17 protein-coding genes and 1 tRNA gene are annotated in these 23,224 nt (G+C 73.8%); 10 read left to right on the top strand and 8 right to left on the bottom strand.

Going from position 1 to position 23,224, the window contains the following annotated elements:
* Positions 1-7: 7 nt before the first annotated feature.
* Positions 8-2,809, bottom strand: coding sequence for a pyruvate dehydrogenase (acetyl-transferring), homodimeric type (gene aceE, locus AC0IVP_RS17940; RefSeq protein WP_471758300.1), 2,802 nt, complete (start codon positions 2,807-2,809; stop codon positions 8-10).
* A 338-nt stretch (positions 2,810-3,147) separates the two neighbouring features.
* Here aceE and AC0IVP_RS17945 point away from each other — a divergent pair, with 338 nt between their 5' ends.
* The 3 genes from AC0IVP_RS17945 (at position 3,148) to AC0IVP_RS17955 (ending at position 4,186) form a co-directional block, all read left to right on the top strand.
* Positions 3,148-3,573: a DUF3052 domain-containing protein gene (locus tag AC0IVP_RS17945; RefSeq protein WP_056297727.1), complete on the top strand. Its 426-nt coding sequence runs from the start codon at positions 3,148-3,150 to the stop codon at positions 3,571-3,573.
* Positions 3,574-3,615: 42 nt separating this feature from the next.
* Entirely contained in the window at positions 3,616-4,077 is a 462-nt protein-coding gene (locus AC0IVP_RS17950) for a peroxiredoxin (RefSeq protein ID WP_056297729.1), read from the top strand.
* Between the two features lie 37 nt (positions 4,078-4,114).
* Positions 4,115-4,186 (top strand) — tRNA-Val (locus tag AC0IVP_RS17955).
* 6 nt (positions 4,187-4,192) lie between these two features.
* Here the strand turns inward: AC0IVP_RS17955 and AC0IVP_RS17960 are convergent.
* Positions 4,193-6,151, bottom strand: a complete 1,959-nt coding sequence (locus tag AC0IVP_RS17960; RefSeq protein WP_056297733.1) for an FUSC family protein — start codon at positions 6,149-6,151, stop codon at positions 4,193-4,195.
* Between the two features lie 51 nt (positions 6,152-6,202).
* Here AC0IVP_RS17960 and AC0IVP_RS17965 point away from each other — a divergent pair, with 51 nt between their 5' ends.
* The 3 genes from AC0IVP_RS17965 to AC0IVP_RS17975 all read left to right on the top strand — a co-directional run bounded on the left by AC0IVP_RS17965 (position 6,203) and on the right by AC0IVP_RS17975 (position 13,912).
* The gene (locus AC0IVP_RS17965; protein WP_471758302.1) at positions 6,203-9,976 is read left to right on the top strand and encodes an ABC transporter ATP-binding protein; all 3,774 of its coding nucleotides are present in this window, start codon (positions 6,203-6,205) and stop codon (positions 9,974-9,976) included.
* 94 nt (positions 9,977-10,070) lie between these two features.
* Positions 10,071-12,464 carry an ATP-binding cassette domain-containing protein gene (locus AC0IVP_RS17970; protein ID WP_471758304.1) on the top strand — a complete coding sequence of 798 codons (2,394 nt, stop codon included), beginning with the start codon at positions 10,071-10,073 and terminating at the stop codon, positions 12,462-12,464.
* Between the two features lie 245 nt (positions 12,465-12,709).
* Positions 12,710-13,912 carry a Nif3-like dinuclear metal center hexameric protein gene (locus AC0IVP_RS17975; protein WP_471758306.1) on the top strand — a complete coding sequence of 401 codons (1,203 nt, stop codon included), beginning with the start codon at positions 12,710-12,712 and terminating at the stop codon, positions 13,910-13,912.
* A 26-nt stretch (positions 13,913-13,938) separates the two neighbouring features.
* Here the strand turns inward: AC0IVP_RS17975 and AC0IVP_RS17980 are convergent, their stop codons facing one another.
* A complete protein-coding gene (locus AC0IVP_RS17980) occupies positions 13,939-15,078 on the bottom strand; it encodes an acyltransferase family protein (protein ID WP_471758308.1) in 1,140 nt (379 codons plus the stop codon).
* A gap of 123 nt (positions 15,079-15,201) precedes the next feature.
* Between AC0IVP_RS17980 and AC0IVP_RS17985 the strand changes: the two genes are divergently transcribed.
* Entirely contained in the window at positions 15,202-15,942 is a 741-nt protein-coding gene (locus AC0IVP_RS17985) for a zinc ribbon domain-containing protein (protein ID WP_056297739.1), read from the top strand.
* The gene (locus tag AC0IVP_RS17990; protein WP_471758310.1) at positions 15,939-17,033 is read left to right on the top strand and encodes a bifunctional RNase H/acid phosphatase; all 1,095 of its coding nucleotides are present in this window, start codon (positions 15,939-15,941) and stop codon (positions 17,031-17,033) included. The genes AC0IVP_RS17985 and AC0IVP_RS17990 overlap by 4 nt, the downstream gene beginning before the upstream one ends.
* Positions 17,034-17,054: 21 nt before the next feature.
* Here AC0IVP_RS17990 and AC0IVP_RS17995 read toward each other — a convergent pair whose 3' ends face one another.
* Genes AC0IVP_RS17995 through AC0IVP_RS18005 form a run of 3 tightly spaced genes read right to left on the bottom strand, consistent with a single transcriptional unit; the run spans position 17,055 to position 19,542 of the window.
* Complete coding sequence (locus tag AC0IVP_RS17995) at positions 17,055-17,801, bottom strand: amino acid ABC transporter ATP-binding protein (RefSeq protein ID WP_471758312.1); 747 nt, start codon at positions 17,799-17,801, stop codon at positions 17,055-17,057.
* Positions 17,798-18,712 (bottom strand): amino acid ABC transporter permease, encoded by a 915-nt coding sequence (locus AC0IVP_RS18000; RefSeq protein ID WP_200939037.1) that lies wholly within the window; start codon positions 18,710-18,712, stop codon positions 17,798-17,800. Before AC0IVP_RS18000 ends, AC0IVP_RS17995 begins: the two co-directional genes overlap by 4 nt.
* Complete coding sequence (locus AC0IVP_RS18005; protein ID WP_471758314.1) at positions 18,673-19,542, bottom strand: ABC transporter substrate-binding protein; 870 nt, start codon at positions 19,540-19,542, stop codon at positions 18,673-18,675. The genes AC0IVP_RS18000 and AC0IVP_RS18005 overlap by 40 nt, the downstream gene beginning before the upstream one ends.
* Positions 19,543-19,672: 130 nt before the next feature.
* Between AC0IVP_RS18005 and nadA the strand changes: the two genes are divergently transcribed.
* Entirely contained in the window at positions 19,673-20,698 is a 1,026-nt protein-coding gene (gene nadA, locus AC0IVP_RS18010; RefSeq protein WP_471758316.1) for a quinolinate synthase NadA, read from the top strand.
* A 131-nt stretch (positions 20,699-20,829) separates the two neighbouring features.
* On the opposite strand, the gene AC0IVP_RS18015 is transcribed toward nadA, so the two are convergent.
* The gene (locus tag AC0IVP_RS18015) at positions 20,830-22,080 is read right to left on the bottom strand and encodes an SLC13 family permease (protein ID WP_471758318.1); all 1,251 of its coding nucleotides are present in this window, start codon (positions 22,078-22,080) and stop codon (positions 20,830-20,832) included.
* The gene (locus tag AC0IVP_RS18020) at positions 22,077-22,832 is read right to left on the bottom strand and encodes a sulfite exporter TauE/SafE family protein (protein WP_056297752.1); all 756 of its coding nucleotides are present in this window, start codon (positions 22,830-22,832) and stop codon (positions 22,077-22,079) included. The genes AC0IVP_RS18015 and AC0IVP_RS18020 overlap by 4 nt, the downstream gene beginning before the upstream one ends.
* Positions 22,833-22,856: 24 nt before the next feature.
* Here AC0IVP_RS18020 and AC0IVP_RS18025 point away from each other — a divergent pair, with 24 nt between their 5' ends.
* Positions 22,857-23,210, top strand: coding sequence for a DoxX family protein (locus tag AC0IVP_RS18025; RefSeq protein WP_056297755.1), 354 nt, complete (start codon positions 22,857-22,859; stop codon positions 23,208-23,210).
* The last annotated feature ends 14 nt before the right edge of the window (positions 23,211-23,224 follow it).

Here is a 23,224-nt window from a genome sequence, read left to right on the forward strand (position 1 = left end):
GGGTGGGTCAGGTGGCGGGGGTGTCCTGGGTGGTGTCCACCGGCGCCTTGCCCGGGTCGGTGATCTGGTACTTCTCCACCGCCTGGGCGACGACGGAGCGCTCGATCTCACCGCGCTTGGCCAGCTCGCCCAGCACGCGGACGACGATCGACTCGGCGTCCACCCGGAAGTGGCGGCGCAGGGCCGGGCGGGTGTCGGACAGGCCGAACCCGTCGGTGCCGAGGGAGACCAGGCCGGGGACGTAGGGCGCCAGCAGGTCCGGCACTGCCTTCATCCAGTCCGAGACCGCCACGACCGGGCCCTCGACGTCGGCGAGCTTGCGGGTCACGTAGGGCACCCGCGCCTCCTCGGCCGGGTTGTCCAGGTTCCACTCGTCGGCCTCGACCGCGTCGCGGCGCAGCTCCGTCCACGACGTGACCGACCAGATGTCGGCCGAGACGCCCCAGTCGGCGGCGAGCAGCTCCTGGGCGCGCTGCGCCCACGGCACCGCGACGCCCGACGCCAGGATCTGCGCCTTCTTCGCATCGTCGATCCACGGGCCCTGGTTGAGCCGGTAGATGCCCGAGAGCAGGCCGCTGACGTCCAGGTCCTCGGGCTCGGCGGGCTGCCGGTAGGCCTCGTTGTAGATCGTCATGTAGTAGAAGACGTTCGGGCTGCGGTCCCCGCCCTGCGGTGCGCCGGGGTCCTCGCCGTACATCCGGGCCAGGCCGTCCTTGACGATGTGCCCGACCTCGTAGCTGAACGCCGGGTCGTAGGTGACGACGGCGGGGTTGGTCGCGGCCAGCAGTAGCGAGTGCCCGTCCTCGTGCTGCAGGCCCTCGCCGTTCAGCGTCGTCCGGCCGGCGGTGGCACCGAGGGCGAACCCGCGGACCATCTGGTCACCGGCGGCCCAGAAGGCGTCGCCGGTCCGCTGGAAGCCGAACATCGAGTAGAAGATGTAGAGCGGGATCATCGCCTCGCCGTGCGTGGCGTAGGAGGACCCGACAGCGGTGAAGGACGCGGTGGAACCGGCCTCGTTGATCCCCTCGTGGAGGATCACGCCCGACGTGGACTCCTTGTAGGCCAGCATCAGCTCACGGTCGACCGAGGTGTAGGTCTGCCCGTGCGGGGAGTAGATCTTCTGCGTCGGGAAGAGGCTGTCCATCCCGAAGGTGCGGGCCTCGTCCGGGATGATCGGGACGAAGCGGGGGCCCAGCTCGGGGTCCTTGAGCAGCTCCTTGAGCAGGCGGACGAACGCCATCGTCGTCGCCACCTCCTGCTTGCCCGACCCTCGCTTGAGGACGTCGAACGCCTTCTCCTCCGGGGCCTTCAGCGGCTTGGCGGCCGCCCGGCGACGGGGTACCGCACCGCCGAGCTGGCGACGACGCTCGAGCATGTACTGCATCTCGTCGGACTTCTCGTCCGGCTTGTAGTACGGCGGGAGGGTCTTGTCCAGGGCCTCGTCGGGGATCGGCAGGTACAGCCGGTCGCGGAAGTCGACCAGGTCCTCGGCGGTCAGCTTCTTCATCTGGTGCGTGGAGTTGCGGCCCTCGAAGTGGCTGCCCAGCGTCCAGCCCTTGATGGTCTTGGCGAGGATGACCGTGGGCTGGCCCTTGTGCTCCATCGCGGCCTTGTAGGCGGCGTAGACCTTGCGGTAGTCGTGGCCACCGCGCTGCAGGGCCCAGACCTCGTCGTCGGTCATGCCCTCGACCAGCTTGCGGGTGCGCGGGTCGCGGCCGAAGAAGTGCTCGCGGACGAAGGCGCCGTCCTCGGCCTTGTAGGTCTGGTAGTCCCCGTCGGGCGTCTGGTTCATCAGGTTCACCAGGGCGCCGTCGCGGTCGGCGGCCAGCAGCTTGTCCCAGCCGCGGCCCCACACGACCTTCAGCACGTTCCAGCCGGCGCCGCGGAAGAAGGACTCCAGCTCCTGGATGACCTTGCCGTTGCCGCGGACCGGGCCGTCCAGGCGCTGCAGGTTGCAGTTGATGACGAACGTGAGGTTGTCCAGCTCCTCGCGGGCGGCGATGCCGATCGCGCCGAGGGACTCCGGCTCGTCCATCTCGCCGTCGCCCAGGAACGCCCAGACGTGCTGGTCGGAGGTGTCGGCGATGCCGCGGGAGTGCAGGTAGCGGTTGTACCGGGCCTGGTAGATCGCGTTGATCGGGCCCAGGCCCATCGACACGGTCGGGAACTCCCAGAAGTCCGGCATGAGCCGGGGGTGCGGGTAGCTGGAGAGCCCGCCGCCGGGGTGGCTGACCTCCTGGCGGAAGCCGTCCATCTGGTGCTCGGTGAGCCGGCCCTCGAGGAAGGCGCGGGCGTAGATGCCGGGGGAGGCGTGGCCCTGGAACCAGATGTGGTCGCCGCCGCCGGGGTGGTCCTTGCCGCGGAAGAAGTGGTTGAAGCCGACCTCGTAGAGCGAGGCGGAGGAGGCGTAGGAGGAGATGTGCCCACCGACGGCGACCCCGGGCCGCTGCGCGCGGTGGACCATGATCGCGGCGTTCCAGCGGATGTAGGCGCGGATCCGGCGCTCGACGTCCTCGTCGCCCGGGAACCACGGCTCGCGCTCGGGCGGGATCGTGTTGATGTAGTCGGTGCTGCGCAGGGCGGGGACGCCGACCTGCTGCTCGCGGCTGCGCTCCAGCATGCGGAGCATCAGGTAGCGGGCGCGGCCCTTGCCGGCGTGGTCGACGACGGCGTCGAAGGACTCCAGCCACTCACTCGTCTCGTCGGGGTCGTTGTCGATCAACTGGCTCGGCAGGCCGTCGGTGATGACCGCGCGGGGGGTGCCGGACTCGCGGGCGGGTTCTCCGTCCGACTGCTGCGTGGCGCTCATGTGCACATCGTCTCCTGTCCGGTGTTCCGACGTCACGCCGCCTCCGGACGTGTCCACAGTGGTCGCGGCGGTGACCTGTCGGTGACGGCCCCGTGACCTGCGCCGGGACGTCGTCGAGCCCGTAGTCTGCCGGTCCCGGTCGGGCGCCCCCGGGACGTCGCGCGCGGGGGGCCCTGGCGGGGGTCGCCGGGGAGGTCGCACCACCCGGGATGGCGTACCCGGCTACCGCTCGGCGCCGTCGTCGGACACACTGACGCACCGACCGGGCGCGTCGCGGTGACGTGACGCACTCCGGACACACAGACCAGGTTCACTGAGCACATGGAGGACGAGCAGGGATGAGCGTCGACTCGGGCAGCGCCAGCATGGCGGCCCGGCTGGGGATCAAGCCGGGCATGGTCGTGCAGGAGCTCGGCTGGGACGAGGACGCCGACGAGGACCTGCGCGACTCCGTCGTCGAGATCTCCGGCGGCGAGATGGTCGACGAGGACTCCGACGAGGTGGCCGACGTCGTCCTGCTGTGGTGGCGGGAGGAGGACGGGGACCTGATCGACGCCCTCGTCGACTCCCTGGCCGCCCTGGCCGACGACGGCGTCGTCTGGCTGCTCACGCCGAAGTCCGGCCGCGCCGGCCACGTCGAGCCCGGCGAGGTCACCGAGGCCGCGCCCACCGCGGGCCTGCAGCAGACCAGCAGCATCTCCGCGGCCAAGGAGTGGGCCGGCATCCGCCTGGTCACGCCCAAGGCCGCCCGCTCCAAGCGCTGATCCGGCTCCCGCCCGGGTCACCGGGTGGGGCAGGATCGGGGCATGAGCCTCTCCGTCGGTGACACCGCCCCCGACTTCACGCTGAACGACCAGGACCGCCAGCCCTTCTCCCTGGCCGAGCAGCGCGGCACGCCGGTGCTGGTGGTCTTCTACCCGTTCGCCTTCTCCGGCATCTGCACCGGTGAGCTGTGCCAGCTGCGCGACGAGCTGGCCACCTACACCGACGCCGGCGTGAAGGTCGTCGCCGTGTCCTGCGACCCCGCGCCCACGCTGAAGGCGTGGAAGGACCAGCAGGGCTTCGACTTCCCGCTGCTGAGCGACTTCTGGCCGCACGGCGAGGTAGCGAAGGCCTACGGCGCCTTCTTCGACGTCGCCGGCATGGCCAACCGGGGCACGTTCCTCGTCGACGCCGAGGGCAAGGTCGCCTTCGCCGAGGTCAACGGCCCCGGCGACGCCCGCGCGCAGACCGGCTGGAAGGACGCCGTCGCCGCCCTGGCGGCCTGATCCCGTCGGCGGGGTGCGCACGGCGCACCCCGCCCCCGGGCGCGTAGCTCAGCGGTAGAGCTCTCGCCTTACAAGCGAGCGGTCGGGGGTTCGAGACCCTCCGCGCCCACCCTCCTCAGGTCCCGTCGGCGTCCCGTCGTCCCGGGGCCTGCGCGCGCACCAACCGGCGGGCCGCGTCGACCTCGCGGGCGACCGGGGCCAGCACCCCCTCGGCGTGGATCTCGGCGTCGTCGGGGAACCGGTGCAGCCGCAGGTCCTGGTCCAGCTCCCGGATCGCCCGCCGGAGCACGTGCACCTGCCCCGGCGGTGGGATCTCGGCCCCGGCGCGCATGGCGATGACGGCCTCGGTGACGGCGTCCGAGGTGCGCTCCAGCTGGATGATCACCGGGTACCAGGCCGCGGCCCGGGTGCTGATCGGCGGCGGCTCGGCCAGCCGACGCTGCAGCTGGGTCTGCAGCTCCGACAGGGCCCGGTAGTCCAGCCGACGGGCCCGCCGGGTCTCCACGGGGGTGCCGGTGAACGCCGCGTCGACGAAGCGGTCCAGGGCGACGGTGGCGCCGCGCAGCGCGTCGTCCAGCGGGGCCCGCCAGGTCTGCGGCCACAGGGCGTACCCGACGACCAGCACGATCGCGCAGCCGATGAGGGTGTCGACCAGACGGGCGCCGACCAGGCCGGCGCGGCTGGGGGAGGCCAGGTCCAGCAACATGATGACCAGCGGTGTCAGGAAGACCGAGAACAGCCCGAAGTTGGCGTTGCGGGCCCACGGCAGGACGCCGGCCGCCACGGCCATCGCCAACAGCACCCAGCCGTCGCGCGGCAGCACCGCCAGCAGCGCCGAGCCCAGCAGCACGCCGAGCAGGGTGCCGCCGCCGCGCTGCACGGCCCGGGTGAACACCGACCCGAAGTCCGGCTTGAGCACGATCGCCACGGTCAGCAGGACCCAGTAGGGCCGTTCGATGGGCAGCCGCTGGCGGGCGATCTCGGCCACGACCATGCAGGCGGTCAGCCGGACGGCGAAGGACCGGGAGTCCGCGTTGCCCACGGTGCGGTCCAGCAGGTCCCGGACCCGGACCCGGAGGTCCAGGCGGGGCAGCTCGGCTGCCGCGGACGCCCGTTCCTCCGGGTCACCGACCAGGTTCCACACCAACCGCACGCCGTGCCGCACCGCCCGGGTGGTCGTCGGCCCCTCCGTCACGGCCGGCGGCCGGTCCCCGACGAGGGGCCGGCGCCCGGTGACCGCGGCCGCCAGGGCGTGCACCGCGGTCACGTCGGCCGGGTCGGGCTCCACGCCGGCCCGCGCCGCTGCGACCGCCCCCTCGACCAGCGGGGCGGCGGCGTTGAGCAGACCGGCCAGCTCGGCGAGCTCCCGGCTGCGCCCGGCGGACGTGCTGCGGCTGTGGATCACCCGGTCGTAGCCGGTGTTCAGCGCGGTGGTGAGCTCGCGGCGGGCGTCCTCGGTGCGCGGGGTGCCGATCGCGGCCAGCAGGTCGCCCAGGGCGGTGAAGACCCCGCCGACGGCGTCCCGGTCGGGGTCCAGGTCCTCGGTCCGGGCCTGCACCAGGACGCCGACGGTGGCCCAGACCGCCCCTGCGGCGAAGAAGCCGATCTCGGCGCCGGTGGACAGCGAGGTCTGCAGACCGGAGGACAGCGCGGTGTAGACCAGCAGTTGCAGTGCCCCGAGGGAGAGGGCGGCGTCGATCGAGCTGATCAGCGCGGCGACCGCGGACAGCACCCCGATGACGACGACGGGCTGCCAGCCCTCGCCGCTGGCGTACTGCCCGGCGACCAGCCCGAGCGCCCCGAACAGCGCGGCCGCCAGCACCCGTCGCAGTCGGGTCCGCAGCGGCCCGGAGGCCTGCGGGGCCAGCGTCGCGGCGAGCGCGCCGGTCGTGCCGAACACGCCGGCGCCCAACGCGGCCGGGTCGTCGAGGCCGCCGCCCACGGTGGCGACGACGACCAACGGTGCCGGGACGACGACGGCGAACCGGACGACGTCGCGCCAGGGCACGGCGGGCCGGCTGGTCCGCACCAGCTCCTCCAGCCAGGCCGGTGCCCGGAGCCCCCTGTCCGCCACCCCCGCAGCTTCCCACCCGGGACTGTCGGACCCCGGGCGCACACTGGGGACGTGCCGCCCGCCGACCTGCAGACCCGCCCCGCGTCGGCCCCCTCGACCACCCGGGCCACCCCGGACACCCCGGCCACCGACCGGGGCGGCTGGCTGCGCCGGCTGGTCGGGTACTGCCTGCGCCACCGGGGCGACCTGGTCGGGGCCTTCGCGGCGGCCCTGGTCGGCTCGGTCATCGCTGCGGGGGTCCCGCTGGTGGTCCGGGCCGTGGTCGACGACGTGGTCGCCGGCGGCACGCGGTCCGTGGCGCCCTACGTGTGGCTGCTGGTGGGGGCCGGGGCGGTCCGGTTCGGCGCGGGCTTCGTCCGCCGGTACCTCGCCGGCCGCCTGTCGCTGGACGTGCAGTACGACCTGCGCAACGACGTCGCCGGCGCGCTGTCCCGGCTCGACGGGTCCGCCCAGGACCGGCTGCAGACCGGCCAGGTCGTCAGCCGGTCCATCTCCGACATCACCCTGGTCCAGGGGCTGCTGGCCTTCCTGCCCAACCTGGCCGGCAACGCCCTGCTCTTCGTGGTCTCCATCGTCGTGATGGCCTGGCTGTCCCCGCTGCTGACCCTGGTGGCACTCGCCGTCGGGCCGGCCCTGTGGTGGCTGGCGCTGCGCTCCCGGCGGGACCTGTTCCCGGCCAACTGGGCGGCCCAGCAGCAGGCCGGCGCCGTCGTCGGGGACGTCGAGGCCGCCGTCACCGGGGTGCGGGTGGTCAAGGGCTTCGGCCAGGAGGACCGCGAGCTGGACCGCCTGGACGGCGGCGCCCGGCGGCTGTTCGGGGCCCGGATGCGCGTCGTGCGGTTCACCTCCCGCTACAACCCGGCACTGCAGGCCGTGCCGGCCCTGGGCCAGGTGGGCGTGCTCGGCCTGGGCGGCTGGCTGGCGCTGCAGGGCTCCATCAGCATCGGCACCTTCCTGGCCTTCGCGACCTACCTCGCGGCCCTGGTGTCACCGGTCCGTCAGCTCGCGGCACTGCTGGTCATCGGCCAGCAGGCCCGGGCCGGCGTCGAGCGGGTGCTGGAGGTCGTGGACACCGAGCCGGTGCTCCGGTCGGGCCCCCGGCCGGTGCCCGAGGGCCCCCTGTCCGTGGAGCTGGACGACGTCGCGTTCGCCTTCGAGGGCGGGACGCCGGTGCTGGACGGGGTGTCGCTGTCGGTGCGGCCGGGGGAGACCCTGGCGCTGATCGGCACCTCGGGATCGGGCAAGTCCAGCGTGGTCAGCCTGCTGTCCCGGTTCTACGACGTGACCGGCGGCGCGGTCCGGGTGGGCGGGGTCGACGTCCGCGAGCTGCAGACCGACGCGCTGCGCGGGGCGCTGGGCGTCGTGTTCGAGGACAGCTTCCTGTTCTCGGACACGCTGCGCGCCAACATCGCCTTCGGTCGGCCCGACGCCACCGACGAGGAGGTGCGCGCGGCCGCCCGCGCCGCCCAGGCCGACGGGTTCATCGGCGAGCTGCCCGAGGGCTACGACAGCGTGGTCGGGGAGCAGGGCCTGACCCTGTCCGGCGGGCAGCGGCAGCGGGTCGCGCTGGCCCGCGCCCTGCTCACCGACCCCCGGGTGCTGGTCCTGGACGACGCCACCTCCGCCGTCGACGCCACGGTCGAGGCCCGCATCCACGCGGCGCTGCGCGTCGGGGCGCCCCAGCGCACCACCCTGCTGGTCGCGCACCGCGGGTCCACCCTGGCCCTCGCCGACCGGGTCGCGGTGCTCGACGGCGGCCGGGTGGTCGACACCGGCACCGCGGCCGAGCTGGAGGAGCGCTCCGCGCTCTACCGACTGCTGCTCTCCGGGGTCGAGGAGTCCGAGCGGGAGCCCGGGCCGGTGCCGGCGGTCGGTGGCGTGGACCCCGCCGCCTGGCCGGAGGTCGAGGCGCCCGGGCGGTCCGACGACGGACCGGTGCGCGGCGCCGAGGCCTCGATCGGGGGGCGCGGGTCCGCCCAGGCCAACGCCGCCCCGACGCCGGGGCTCCGCAGGCTCGTCGCCGCACTGCCGCCCACCCACGACGAACCCGACGTGCCCCCGGCCCGGGCCCGGGCGGCCGACCCCGGCTTCACCCTGACCGGGCTGCTGCGGCCCTTCCGCTGGGCCCTGGCCGCGGCGCTGGTGCTCACCGCGGCCGACGCCGGTGCGCAGATCGCGGTGCCCGCCCTGGTCCGCAGCGGCATCGACAGCGGCGTGGCCGCCGGGTCGCTGGGCGCCCTCATGGGCATCACCGCCCTGGCCCTGGGCGTGGTGCTTGCCGACTGGGCGGTGACCATCGGCTCCACCTGGCTCACGGGCAAGACCGGTGAGCGGCTGCTCTACACGCTGCGGGTCAAGACCTTCGCCCAGCTGCAGCGGCTGGGGCTGGACTACTACGAGCGCGAGCTCGGCGGCCGGATCATGACCCGGATGACGACCGACGTCGACGCTCTGTCGGCGTTCCTGCAGACCGGGCTCACGACCGCGGTGGTCAGCGTGCTCACCCTCGTCGGCGTCCTGGTCGCGCTGGTGCTGCTGGACGCCGAGCTGGCCCTGGTGCTGGTCGCCACGCTGCCGGTGCTGGTCGTGGCGACCTGGTGGTTCCGGTCGCGGTCGGTGCCGGCCTACACCGAGGCCCGCGAGCGCGTCAGCGCCGTCAACGCCCGGCTGCAGGAGGACGTCGCGGGGGTCCGGGTCACCCAGGCCTCGGTGCGCACCGAGCTGTCCCTGCAGGTCTTCCGGGAGCGTGCGACCGCCTACCGGGACGTGCGGCTGCGCGCCCAGCGCTACATCGCCACGTACTTCCCCTTCGTCGAGTTCCTGTCCGAGATCGCCGTCGCCGCGGTGCTGCTGGTGGGGGCCGCGCGACTGACCGACGGCACCATCACGGCGGGTGTGCTCGTCGCCTTCCTGCTCTACGTGGGCACCTTCTTCTCACCCGTCCAGTCGCTGTCCCAGGTCTTCGACAGCTACCAGCAGGCCGCCGTCGGTCTCCGCCGGTTGCGTGACCTGCTGCGCACGCCGACCTCGACCCCGGCCGCGGTCGACCCGCGGCCGGTGGGGCCGTTGCGTGGGGAGGTCGTGCTGGACCACGTCACGTTCGCCTACGCGGGGGCGGCCACGCCCGCACTGCGCGACGTCAGCCTGCGGGTCGAGCCCGGGGAGACCGTGGCCCTGGTCGGGGAGACCGGCGCCGGGAAGTCGACCGTGGTGAAGCTGGTGGCCCGGTTCTACGACCCCACGTCCGGCGCGGTGCGGGTGGACGGCGCGGACCTGCGGGAGCTGGACCTGCTGGGGTACCGGGCCCGGCTCGGGGTCGTGCCGCAGGAGGCCTACCTGTTCGAGGGCACGGTGCGCGACGCGGTCGCCTACGGCCGGCCCGAGGCGACCGACGCCGAGGTGGAGGCGGCGGCCCGGGCGGTGGGCGCGCACGCGATGGTCACCTCGCTGCCCGAGGGCTACCGGACGCGGGTGGGGGAGCGCGGCCGGTCGCTGTCGGCCGGTCAGCGCCAGCTGCTGGCGCTGGCCCGGGCGCAGCTGGTCGACCCCGACGTGCTGCTCTTCGACGAGGCCACCGCCAGCCTGGACCTGGCCACCGAGGCCGCCGTCGACCGGGCCACCGACGCCCTGGCCCACCGGCGCACCACCATCGTCGTCGCGCACCGGCTCACCACCGCCGCCCGCGCCGACCGGGTCGTCGTGCTGGACCACGGCCGGGTGGTGCAGAGCGGGCCGCACGACGAGCTGGTCGGGGTCGAGGGCCCGTACGCGGTGCTCTGGGCCGCCTTCACCGCCAGCGAGGACGCCGACCCGCTCATGGACTGACCCGGCCGGGGAGTACCCCGCTGGGCCCGGGTCCGGTAGACACGCACCGCCGCACACGACCGGGGCCCGTGGGGGCCCAGCCGAGGGAGACGCCATGAGCACCGCCGAGCAGGTCACCCCCGGGTCTCCGCACGCCGCGGACACCCACGACCTGATCCGGGTCGTGGGCGCCCGGGAGAACAACCTCAAGGACATCAGCGTCCAGATCCCCAAGCGGCGGCTGACGGTCTTCACCGGTGTCTCCGGGTCCGGCAAGAGCTCACTGGTCTTCGCCACCATCGCCGCGGAGTCCCAGCGGCTGATCAACGAGACCTACCCGGCGTTCCTGCAGGGCTTCATGCCGCACCAGGCCCGGCCCGACGTCGACGTCCTCGAGGGCCTGACGACGGCGATCATCGTCGACCAGGAGCGGATGGGCGCCAACCCGCGGTCCACGCTGGGCACCGCCACCGACGTCAACGCCCTGCTGCGGATCCTCTTCAGCCGGCTCGGCCAGCCCCACATCGGCTCCCCGCAAGCGTTCTCGTTCAACACCGCCACGGTCAGCGGCAAGGGCGGGCTCACCGTGGAGAAGGGCGACCCGGCCGCCGGACGTGCGGTGGAGCGCAAAGAGTTCCGGGTGCAGGGCGGCATGTGCGCCCGGTGCGAGGGCCGCGGCTCGGTCACCGACTTCGACCGCGCGGCGCTCTACGACGAGACCAAGACCATCAACGAGGGTGCGCTGACCATCCCCGGCTGGTCGATGGACGGCTGGCAGGGCCGCATCCTGCGGGGCTGCGGCTTCTTCGACTGCGACAAGCCGATCCGGGACTTCACCGAGCGGGAGCTACGCGACCTGCTCTACAAGGAGGCCACCAAGATCAAGGTCGAGGGCATCAACCTGACCTTCCTCGGCATCATCCCGCAGGTCCAGAAGTCCTTCCTGGTCAAGGACGTCGACGCCATGCAGCCCCACATCCGGGCCTTCGTCGAGCGCGCGGTCACCTTCACCTCCTGCCCGGACTGCGAGGGCACCCGGCTCAACGCCACCGCCCGGTCCTCCAAGGTCGCCGGGAAGTCGATCGACGAGGTCTGCGCCCTGCAGGTCAGCGATGTCGCCGAGTGGGTCCGCGGGCTGCACGACCCCGGCGTCGCCCCGCTGCTGGAGTCCCTGCGCGACACCCTGGACGCCTTCACCGACATCGGCCTGGGCTACCTGTCCCTCGACCGCCCGGCCGGGACGTTGTCCGGGGGAGAGGCGCAGCGGACCAAGCTCATCCGGCACCTGGGCTCCTCGCTCACCGACGTCACCTACGTCTTCGACGAACCGACCATCGGCCTGCACCCGCACGACATCGACCGGATGAACGCCCTCCTGCTCCAGCTGCGCGACAAGGGCAACACCGTGCTGGTCGTCGAGCACAAGCCCGAGACCATCGCCATCGCCGACCACGTGGTGGACCTGGGCCCACGGGCCGGCACCGCGGGCGGCGAGATCGTCTACGAGGGCTCGCTGGAGGGACTGCGCTCCAGCGGCACGCTCACCGGACGGCACCTGGACGACCGCGCCCGGCTCAAGGAGTCGGTGCGCACCCCGACCGGGGTGCTCGAGGTGCGCGGTGCCAGCACGCACAACCTGCGCGACGTCGACGTCGACGTCCCGCTGGGCGTGCTCACCGTGGTGACCGGCGTCGCCGGGTCGGGCAAGAGCTCGCTGGTGCACGGGTCGGTGGCCGGACGGGAGGGCGTCGTCAGCATCGACCAGGGCGCGATCAAGGGCTCCCGGCGGAGCAACCCGGCCACCTACACCGGGGTGCTCGAGCCGCTGCGCAAGGCGTTCGCCAAGGCCAACGGGGTCAAGCCCGCGCTCTTCAGCGCCAACTCCGAGGGTGCCTGTCCGGCCTGCAACGGAGCCGGCGTGATCATCACCGACATCCCGACGATGGGCACCGTCTCCACCTCTTGCGAGGAGTGCGAGGGGCGGCGGTTCCAGGCCGCGGTGCTCGAGTACACCCTCGGCGGCAAGAACATCGCCGAGGTCCTGGCCCTGTCGGTGACCGAGGCGCTGGAGTACGTCAGCGCGGGTGCGGCGAAGACCCCCGCGGCGCAGAAGGTCCTCGAGCGGATGGTCGACGTCGGCCTGGGCTACCTGACCCTGGGGCAGCCGCTGAACACGCTGTCCGGCGGCGAGCGGCAGCGGCTGAAGCTGGCCACCCAGATGGGAGAGGGCGGGACCGTCTACGTGCTCGACGAGCCGACGACCGGCCTGCACCTGGCCGACGTCGACCAGTTGCTGGGCCTGCTGGACCGGCTGGTCGACTCGGGGCGGTCCGTCATCGTCATCGAGCACCACCAGGCGGTCATGGCGCACGCCGACGCGATCATCGACATCGGTCCCGGCGCCGGGCACGACGGCGGCCGGGTCGTCTTCCAGGGGACGCCGGCCGAGCTCGTCGCCGACCGGTCCACCCTCACCGGGCAGCACCTGGCGGCCTACGTCGGCGCCTGACCCGGGCGTTCCCGGACGCCTCGTGGCAGGGCTCCGGTCGGGACGGTCGTCGCCGTGGTCGACTCGTGAGATCTGCCACAGGAGGACCGGGCCCGGTGCACCCGTCCGGGAGGTGTCCGCAGTGCGAACCCCAGGCGATGAGCACCGCGTCCCGTGAACCGGAAGGTCAGCACCCCACCCCCGCGGGGGCGGGGTGGCCGCGCATGACAGGCCGAGCCCAGGAAGCTCACCTACAGTCCGGTCCTGTGGCACTCCCGGCGCACGACGGTGCGATCTCCGACCCGATGGCGACGGTCCGGGAGCTCCCGCTCCCCGGTGCCCCGCTCGCCGAGGTCGTCGCGGCCCTGGAGGCGCGGTACGACCCGGCGCTGGCCGAGGACTGGGACGCCGTCGGCCTGGTCTGCGGTGACCCGGCCGAGGCCGTCCGCTCCGTGCTCTTCGCCGTGGACCCCACCGCCGCGGTCGTGGACGAGGCGATCGAGTCCGGCGTCGACCTCGTCGTCACCCACCACCCGCTGCTGCTGACCCCCGTGCACGGCGTCCCCGCCGACGACCCCAAGGGCGCGATCGTGCACCGGCTCATCCGGGCCGGCATCGGGCTCTTCGTGGCGCACACCAACGCCGACCGGGCCGCCGACCACGGTGTCAACGACGCTCTCGCCGCGGCCCTGGGCGTGGGCGGCACGGTCCCCCTGGAGTCGGTGGCGGCACCGCTCACCGACACCCTCGTCGTGTTCTCCCCGGTCCAGGACAGCGACCGGCTCGTCGACGCCCTGTCCGCCGCAGGCGCCGGCGTCATCGGGGACTACACCCGCTGCGCCTGGCAGACCACCGGCACCGGCACCTTCATCCCCGGCGACGAGACGCACCCCGCCATCGGCTCGCACGGCACCCTCGAGCGGGTTCCGGAGACCCGGCTGGAGATGGTCGTGCCGCGCGCCCAGCGCGAGGAGGTCGTCCGTGCCCTGCACGAGTGGCACCCCTACGAGGACCCGGGCTACGCCTTCTTCGAGAACTCCTCGACCCCCACCCGGGCGGGCCTGGGCCGGCTCGGCACGCTCAACCACCCGATCACCCTGCGCGAGTTCGCCGAGCGGGCGGCCGCCGTGCTGCCGGCGACCGCTGCCGGCGTCCGGGTGGCGGGTGACCCGGACCGCCTGGTACGCACGGTCGCCGTCTGCGGCGGGAGCGGTGGTTCGCTGATGGCCGCGGCCGCTGCAGCGGGCGCCGACGTCTTCTTGACCAGCGACCTCAAGCACCACCCGGTGTCCGAGGCGATGGAGGTCGCCGGGCCGGCGCTGTGCGAGGTGGCCCACTACGCCTCCGAGTGGCCCTGGCTCCCGGTGGCCGCCGACGTGCTGCACCGCGACCTGGGCGCGCGCGTCGACGTCGCCGTCAGCCGGCGCCGCACCGACCCGTGGACCCTGCACGTCCCCCAGGCCGACTAGGACGCATCGGGCCCACCCGGCACCGGCTACCCGGCGGGGCGGTTGGCCGCCGGCTGCAGGGGTGCCGCCGGGCCCGGGGGCACCCGGGACTCCCGGGGTCCGTCGTCGGGTCCCGGGAACAGCCGGAGCAGGCGCTGCGGTGCGGCGAACGCCGCACCCGCACCGACCGCGACCAGCAGCCGGTGCACACCCAGCGACGCGGCCACGAGGGCGACCGTGATGACCAGCGGGTACGCCACCGCCCCCACGGTCGTGCCCGCCACGGAGACCGGGCCCCGCGGCGCCCAGGCGATGAGGCACAGCAGCAACGGCACGTGCACCACGTAGACCGGGAGGGTCCGGCGCCCCACCCACTCGAGGGGCCGACCGACGGCACGGACCCGGCAGACGAGCCGCACCGCGACGATGCCCACCGCCAGGAAGGCGGTCCCGCGCACCAGGGAGAGCACCGCCCGGGCGACCTCGCCGTCGACCAGCGGTCCGGCCAGCACGCACAGGACGGCGGCCACGACGGCGACCAGCGACGGCACGGGTCGCAGCGGCTCGGCGCCCCGGAGGACGACCCGCTTGCCGAAGACGCCGATGGCGAAGTAGAAGGCCAGCGCGGGGATCTTCTCCGCGCTGCCCCAGGACACGTCGGTCACCTGGACGACCAGCGAGACCACCGCCAGCAGCGGGAGGACCACGGCGGCCGGGACGCGGCGGACGGCGGCCAGCACGGGCACCAGGACCGCCATCGCGAAGACGTACCACAGGGGGGTCTGGGGCACGACGAGGTTGCGCAGGGCCGCGCCGGGGCCGTCGATCGCGTGGGGGAGCGCGGGGTCGTCGAGGACCGCGTAGACCGCCACGTAGACCAGCAGCCAGACGACGTAGAGGTGGTAGCTGGCCACGGAGCGGCGCACGAGGGCGCCTCGTCGGAAGCCGGCCAGGACCCGGTCGCTGGCCAGCAGCCCGCTGACCGCCAGCAGCAGCGGCATGCGGAGGGAGCCGAGGTAGGACGTCACGGGGTCCAGGACTCGCTCGGCCGCCGCAGGGACCTCGAGCTGGGCGACGTGCCAGGCGATGACGTGGAAGAGGACGACCGCGAGGACGCAGGCTCCCCGCGCGGCGTCGATCCACGCGCGTCGGACCTGCGTGGGAGCGGTTCGTCCAGGTGGCGTCACGGGCGGCACGGTACGGCTCGCAGGCCCCTGACCAGGACGTCCGTGGTGGCCTCACACCCGTCGTGGGGAGACGCCGGACCGGACGCCGACGGGGGTCGCGCGGGCCGCAGGTAGGTTGGACGGGTGCAGGCCGACCACTTCGACCAGCAGAGACTGCTGGCACTCGCCGCGGAGGACGTCGCGCTCGCGCAACTCGCCCACCGCCGGCGCACCCTTCCCGAGAACGCCGCCGTGACCGCCGCGGAGGAGGCCCAGCGGGCCTTCTCCGCCGACGTCGTGCGCGCGCAGACCGAGGTCCGTGACCTCGACCGTGAGCAGAAGCGGTTGGAGGCCGACGTCGACACGGTCCGGGCCCGCTCGGCCCGCGACCAGCAGAAGCTGGACTCCGGGGCGGCGACGCCCAAGGAGATGACCAGCCTGCAGCAGGAGATGGAGTCCCTGGCCCGCCGGCAGGGCGACCTGGAGGACCAGGTGCTCGAGCTGATGGAGCGCCGGGAGGCCGCCGACGCCACCCTGGCCACCGCCCAGGCCGGTCTGGAGGGGGCCCAGGCCGAGCAGGCCCGGGCCGAGGAGCTCCGCGACGCGGCACTGGCCGAGGTCGCCGAGGGCGAGCAGACCCACACCGTCAAGCGCGGCGAGGTGGCTGCGACCGTCCCGGCCCCGCTGCTGGCCCTCTACGACCGGGTCGCCAAGCAGACCGGGTCCACCGGTGCCGCCCCGCTGCACGCCCGTCGCTGCGAGGGCTGCCGGATCGAGCTGTACGGCACCGAACTCGCCGCCGCCCGCAACGCCGACCCGCACCTGGTGCTGCGCTGCGAGAACTGCAACCGGATCCTGGTCCGCACCGCCGAGTCCGGGCTGTGAGCCGGCGCCTCCTCATCGAGGCCGACGGAGGGTCCCGGGGGAACCCTGGGCCGGCCGGCTACGGCGCACTGGTCAAGGACGCCGACACCGGCGCACTGCTCGCCGAGCGGGCCGCCTCGGTCGGCCGGGCCACCAACAACGTGGCCGAGTACGGCGGCCTGGTCGCCGGCCTCGAGGCGGCGCTGGGCATCGACCCCACCGCCTCGGTGGAGGTCCGGATGGACTCCAAGCTGGTCGTCGAGCAGATGTCGGGCCGCTGGCAGATCAAGCACCCGGACATGAAGAAGCTGGCCGTCCAGGCCCGCGACATCGCCCGCCAGCTCGGTCAGGTCCGCTACACCTGGATCCCGCGCGCGGAGAACTCCGCCGCCGACGCGCTGGCCAACTCCGCGATGGACGGCCGGCCGGTGCACCGGGACCTCGAGGCGCTCTCGGTCGTGGTCGAGGACGCCGCCCCGCCCGCGCCGCCGGCCCCCGTCGTCACCACCACGACGCACCTGCTCCGGCACGGCCGCACGCTGCACACCCCGGACCGCCGGTTCTCCGGCAGCTCCGACCTGGACCTGTCCGACCTGGGCCGGGCCGACGCCGCCGCCGCTGCGGCCGCGGTGGCCGGGCTGGGCATCGACGTCATCGTGTCCTCCCCGCTCAAGCGGTGCCGGCAGACCGCCGGTGCCGTCGCCGAGGTGCTCGACCAGGGCATCGAGGTCGACCGGGACCTGCGCGAGCTGGACTTCGGTGGCTGGGAGGGCCTCACCGCCGCCGAGGCGCTGGCCGCGAACCCGCTGGCGTTCCGGCGCTGGCGCACCGCTGTCGACGTCCGCCCGCCCGGTGGGGAGTCCGTCGCCGACGTCTCCACCCGGGTCGCGGCCGCCCGCGCCCGGATCCTGGAGCGGCACGCGGGCAAGACCGTCCTGCTGGTCACCCACGTGACGCCGATCAAGCTGATGCTGGCGGCCGGCCTGGGCGTCGGCGACGAGGTCGTCTACAAGGTGTTCCTGGAGGCGGCGTCGCTGTCGACGGTCACCTGGACCTCCGACGGCGGGAGCTCCGTCCGGCTGGTCAACGACACCAGCCACCTGCGGGGCTGAAGGCCCCACAGGCGGCACCCCCTACAGGCGGCCGGCGTCGATGACCCGGGACAGGAACTGCCGGGTGCGGGCCTCGACCGGCTCGCCCAGCACCTGCTCGGGCGGGCCGGACTCCAGCACCACGCCCTGGTCCAGGAAGCAGACGGTGTCCGCGACCTGCTTGGCGAAGCCCATCTCGTGGGTGGCCATCACGATGGTCATGCCCTGCGCGGCGACCTCACGGACCACCCGCAGCACCTCACCGACCAGCTCGGGGTCCAGCGCCGAGGTGATCTCGTCCAGCAGCAGCACTCGGGGGTGCACCGCCAGCGCCCGGGCGATCGCCACCCGCTGCTGCTGACCGCCCGACAGCCGGTCGGGGTACTCGCCGGCCTTGTCGGCCAGCCCGATCCGGGTCAGGAGCGCGAGTGCCTCCTCGCGGGCGTCGGCCTTCGAGCGGCCGTGCACCACGGTGGGGGCCAGCGTGACGTTGTCCAGCACCGTCATGTGCGGGAACAGGTTGAAGGCCTGGAAGACCACACCCAGCCGGCGGCGGACGGCGTCGGCGTCCACCCGCGGGTCGGTGACGTCCTCCCCGTCCAGGAGCACCTGGCCGTCGTCCACCGTCTCCAGCAGCGACGTGCAGCGCAGCAGGGTGGACTTGCCCGACCCGGAGCCGCCGATGAGGGCGACCACCTGGTGCTCGTCGACCGACAGGTCGACCCCGCGGAGGACGACGTTGTCGCCGAAGGCCTTCACCACGCCACGGACGTCGAGGACGGCACTCACAGGACGCTCCCGCTCTGCTGACGACGACGGGCCCGGGCGGCGACGCCGTCCGCGATCCGCGCCGAGGGGACGGCGAGCAGCACGAACAGCAGCCCGGCCACCACGTAGGGGGTGAAGTTGAAGGTCTGGCCGACCTCGATCTGCGCGGCTCGGACGGCGTCGACCGCGCCGAGCACCGAGATGAGGCCGACGTCCTTCTGCAGGGCGACGAAGTCGTTGAGCAGCGCCGGGGTGACGTTGCGGACGGCCTGGGGCAGCACCACGATCCGGGTCGTCTGCCGGTGCGAGAGGCCCAGCGAGCGGGCGGCGGCGCGCTGGCTGGGGTGCACCGACTCGATGCCCGCCCGGAAGACCTCCGCGACGTAGGCCGAGTAGGTCAGCACGATCGCCAGCGTGCCCAGCACGAAGGGCGAGGTGGGCAGCCCCTGCAGCCGCAGCGCGGGCAGGCCGAAGCCGACCAGGTACAGCGTGATGATCAGCGGCATGCCGCGGAAGAGGTCCACGTAGCCGGTGGCCAGCAGTCGGAGCGGGGCGAACGCCGGGCCGCGCAGGGTGCGCAGCACGGCGATGCCCAGGCCCAGCACCAGTACGCACAGCCCGCCGATGACCAGCACCTGCACGTTGAGCCAGAGCCCGCGCAGGATGTCGGGGAAGGCCTCGCGGGCGTTGGACAGCGAGAAGAACGTCGTCTGCACCCGGGGCCAGCCGGGGGAGTTGGTGACCCCGACGTAGACGACGACCGCGAACACCAGGGTCGACACCAGCGCGACCAGGGTGGAGCGCCGGGACCGGCGGGCCCGGAAGGCCCGCCGGTCCAGCTCGAGCTGCGACGGCGCCGGGAGCCCCGGGGCGCCGCCGGTCAGGGACGCGGTCAGTTCAGGACCGGGGCGTCGGCGGCGTCGGAGAGCCACTGCTGCTGCAGGTCGGCCAGCGTGCCGTCCTCCTCCAGGGCGTCCACGGCCTGGGTGACGCAGTCGGTCAGCGGGGAGTCCTTGCTCAGCAGCAGACCGAACTGGTCGCCGGACTCACCGGAGTCCGCGACCTGACCGACGATGACGCCGTCGTCCAGCTCGGCACTGCTGATGAAGAAGGCGGTCGGCAGGTCCACGACGATGGCGTCGACCTGGCCGTTCTGCAGGGCGAGCTTGGCGTCGTCGTTGGTGTTGAACACGACCGGGTCGGTGGTCGGGTCGACGACGTCGGTCAGCACGGTGAGGCTGGTGGTCGCCACCTGGGCGCCCAGGCGCAGGTCGCGCAGGTCGTCGAGGGAGGTCGCGCCCTCGGCCGCCGAGCCGCCGACGGTGACGACGGCCTGGGTGGCCGTGTAGTACGGCGAGGAGAAGTCGACGGCCTGGCGGCGCTCGTCGTTGATCGTGAACTGGTTGACGTCGAAGTCGAAGGGCTTGTCGCCGGGGGAGATGGCCGAGTTGAACGGCACCCGGGTCCACTCGACCTGGTCCTCGGAGTACCCGAGCTGCTCGGCGACGGCGTAGGCCACCGCGGACTCGTAGCCCTCGCCGTTGGTCGGGTCGTCGTCGACGACCCACGGCTCGTAGGCCGGCTCGTCGGTGGCGATGGTGAGGGTGTCCTCGGCGACGGTGTCCAGGTCGGCGGGGGCGCAGGACCCACCGCCGCTGCCCCCGGAGGCGGAGGAGTCGGTGGAGGACTCCTGCGGGGCGCACGCGGTGACCGCGAGGGTCGCGGAGGCGAGGAGGGCGAGGGCGAGCGGACGACGGCGCATGGAGGTCAGGTCCTCAAGAGCTTGAGCATCGGGTGAACCCGCAGATCGTACGGTCAGGGCGGCCGCCGGTGTCCCCGCCGGACGGGGGATCATGGTCACCGTCCCCACAGCCCCTCCCCAGGGAGTCCCCGTGACGATTGCCCCGTCCGCCCCCTCCGTCGTCGGTGACGAGCGGACCCTCTCCCCGGCGCAGTACGAGGAGTGGGCCGCCGAGGTCCGCCGGCTGGCCGACGAGCGCGGCGCCGTGGTGCTGGCGCACAACTACCAGGTGCCCGAGATCCAGGACGTCGCCCACCACACCGGGGACTCGCTCTACCTGTCCCGGGTGGCCGCGGAGACCGACGCCCGGGAGATCGTGTTCTGCGGCGTCCACTTCATGGCCGAGACCGCGAAGATCCTGTCCCCGGACAAGACGGTGCTGCTGCCCGACCTGGACGCCGGGTGCTCACTGGCGGACTCGATCACCGCCGAGCAGCTGCGCGAGTGGAAGGCCGAGCACCCCGGCGCCGTCGTGGTCAGCTACGTGAACACCACGGCCGCGGTGAAGGCCGAGACCGACGTCTGCTGCACCTCCTCCAACGCCGCCGACGTCGTCCGGTCGATCCCCGAGGACCGGGAGATCCTCTTCTGCCCGGACCAGTTCCTCGGCGCCCACGTCAAGCGCGTCACCGGCCGGCAGAACATCCGGATCTGGGCGGGGGAGTGCCACGTGCACGCCGGCATCAGCCCCGCCGACGTGCGGTCGCAGATCGCCGCGCACCCGGACGCCGAGATCCTGGTGCACCCCGAGTGCGGCTGCACCACCTCCGTGCTGGACCTGGTCAGCAACGGGGACCTGCCCGCCGACCGGACGCGGGTGCTGTCCACCGGTGGCATGGCCGACGCCGCGGCGGCGACCCGGGCCAGGCAGGTGCTGGTGGCCACCGAGGTCGGCATCCTGCACCAGCTGCGGGCGCTCAACGGCACCACGGACTTCATCCCGATGAACGACCGCGCCGCCTGCCGCTACATGAAGATGATCACCCCGGCGAAGCTGCTGCGGACGCTGCAGACCGGCTACGGCGCGATCGAGGTGCCCCGTGACGTCGCCGACCGCGCCCGCAAGGCGGTCGAGGCGATGATCGCCATCGGCGACCCCGGCCGCGGCGGGGAGTAGCCCCGCCCCGCCGTGGCGAGGAGCCCCGCCCCGCTGCGGCATGGAGCCCCGCCCCGCTGCGGCATGGGATCCCCCGCATACGGCTGGCGCCTCCAGCGATATGCGGGGGATCCCATGCCGAGGCGGGGGGGTCAGAGCTGGAGGGCGGCCCAGAGGGCGACGGTGGCCAGCACCAGGGTCAGCGGCACGGTGGCCAGGCCGACCAGGCTGAACCGGGCCGCGCCGGGTGACTCGCCGCCTGATGCCGCGAAGACCCGCCGCCACAGCAGGTTGGCCAGCGACCCCACGTAGGTCAGGTTCGGGCCGACGTTCACCCCGATGAGCACCGCGAGCAGCGTCGGGGTGCCGCCGACCGCGGCGGCGGGCAGCAGGGCCAGGGTCGCCGGGAGGTTGTTGAGCAGGTTCGCGACCACCGCGGCGACGGCGGCGACGCCGAGCAGCGCCAGCAGGTCATCCCCGGCCGGCAGCACTGCGGTCAGCAGCCGCTCCAGGCCGTTCACCTGCAGGGCCAGCACGATGACGGCCAGGCCGAACACGAACAGCGCGAACGGCAGGTTGGCCGCCGTCACCAGGTCGCCGAGCCCGGTCCGCCGGGTGCCCAGCTGCCTGCCGGCCAGCACCAGCACGCCCAGCAGTGCCGGCCAGACCGGTGAGAGCCCGGTCAGCGAGGCGACGCCGAAGCCCAGCACGGTCAGCCCGACGACGACCAGCGCGAGCACGGGGGGCGGGGGCACCTCGTGCACCGGGTCGCCGACGGGCACCCGCAGGTCGGCCCGGAACAACCAGCGCAGCACCGCGTACTCGACCAGCACGGCCACCACCCAGGGAGCGGCCATCAGGGCGGTGAAGTGCAGGAAGGTCAGCCCGGTCGCGGCGAACGCGAGCAGGTTGGTCAGGTTGGAGACCGGCATCAGCAGGGACGCCGAGTTGGCCAGGTGGCCGGCGGCGTAGGCGTGCGGCCGGGAGGGCACCCGCATCCGGGCGGCGGTGGCGAGCACGACCGGGGTCAGCAGGACGACGGTGGCGTCCAGGCTGAGCACCGCGGTGACGACGGCGGACAGCGCCACCACCCGCACCAGCAGGCCCTGCGGCGAGCGGCCGGCCCGCCGCGCGGTGACCGCGGCCGACCAGGTGAACAGGCCCTCCCGGTCGGCGAGGTCGGCCAGCAGCAGGATCACCACGAGGAACCCGACGGTGGGGGCGACCTCGCGGACGGTGGCCTCGGCGTCGGGCCAGCCGACGACGCCCAGCGCGGTCAGCAGCACAGCCCCGGGGACGGCGATGGCCGCACCGGGGACCCGGGGGGAGTCGACGACGGCGGCGACCAGGCTGGCCACCAGCAGCACCCCGGCGACGACCAGGGCGACTGCGTCGACGGTCACGCGCGCAGGAAGAGGTAGACCGCGACCGCGACGCCGAAGACCACGATGAACGCCCGCAGCGGGTTGCTGGGGATCCTGGAGGCGACCCGGGCACCGAGGAACCCGCCGACCAGCGCGGCCGGCGCGCAGACCGCGACCAGCAGCCAGTCGACCGGCCCGAAGAACCCGAAGACGACGACGGTGGTGCTGGCGGTGACCAGCGCCAGCAGGCTCTTGATCGCGTTGGCCAGCTTCAGGCGGCCCAGTCCGACCGCCAGCACCGCGGTGAGGATGACGCCGAGGGCACCGCCGAAGTAGCCGCCGTAGACGCAGGCCAGGAACACCACGACGTACAGCCAGACCGGGTCGCGGCGCTCGCCGTCGGTCTCGGCTGCCTTCAGCCTCCGGGTCAGCAGGGGCTGGAACCCGATGAGCAGGCTGGCCAGCAGCACCAGCACCGGCACCACCGTGTCGAAGGCCGAGGACGGCGTGGTCAGCAGCAGGATGCTCCCCGCCGTCCCGCCGAGCACCGCGGCCACCGACATGGCCACCAGCCGGCGGCGCTGCCCGCGGTAGTGGTCGCGGAACCCGATGACCGCGCCCAGGTAGCCCGGCCACTGGGCGACGGAGTTGGTGACGTTCGCGGCCACCGTAGGGAGCCCGAGGGCCACCAGGGTGGGGAAGAGGATCAGCGAACCACCGCCGGCGACGGAGTTGACGCCCCCGGCGAGCAGGGCCACCCCCGCGGCGATGAGGAGGTCGACGGCGGACACGACCGGCGAGCCTACGGTCACCCCATGGGGATCGACGTGCGTGCAGCAGGACTGGCCGTGGCGCTGGGCGGGTCGGGGGTGCTGCACCTGGTCCGGCCGCGGACCTTCGACTGGATGGTGCCGCCGGAGCTGGGCCCGGCCCGGCCGTGGGTGACCGGCAGCGGGGTGGCGGAGCTGGCGACGGCGGGGCTGCTCGCCGTCCCCGGCACGCGGTGGCTGGGTGGCTGGGCCGCCGCGGGCCTGCTGGCGGCCTTCGTCCCGGCGCACCTGCACACGGTGCGTGCGCTGCGCGGGCGGAGGCGGACGGTGGCGCTGGCCCGGCTGCCCTTCCAGGTGCCCATGGTGGCCGCCGCCCTCCGGGTCGCCAGGTCGAGGTGAGGGTCACCTAAGGT

The organism is Klenkia sp. AC732 (genome assembly GCF_979256525.1).

Bases quoted from the DNA above. Each gene is read 5' to 3' on its own strand.
- aceE (WP_471758300.1), bottom strand. From the start codon at position 2,809: ATGAGCGCCACGCAGCAGTCGGACGGAGAACCCGCCCGCGAGTCCGGC.
- AC0IVP_RS17945 (WP_056297727.1), top strand. From the start codon at position 3,148: ATGAGCGTCGACTCGGGCAGCGCCAGCATGGCGGCCCGGCTGGGGATC.
- AC0IVP_RS17950 (WP_056297729.1), top strand. From the start codon at position 3,616: ATGAGCCTCTCCGTCGGTGACACCGCCCCCGACTTCACGCTGAACGAC.
- AC0IVP_RS17970 (WP_471758304.1), top strand. From the start codon at position 10,071: ATGAGCACCGCCGAGCAGGTCACCCCCGGGTCTCCGCACGCCGCGGAC.
- AC0IVP_RS18005 (WP_471758314.1), bottom strand. From the start codon at position 19,542: ATGCGCCGTCGTCCGCTCGCCCTCGCCCTCCTCGCCTCCGCGACCCTC.
- AC0IVP_RS18025 (WP_056297755.1), top strand. From the start codon at position 22,857: ATGGGGATCGACGTGCGTGCAGCAGGACTGGCCGTGGCGCTGGGCGGG.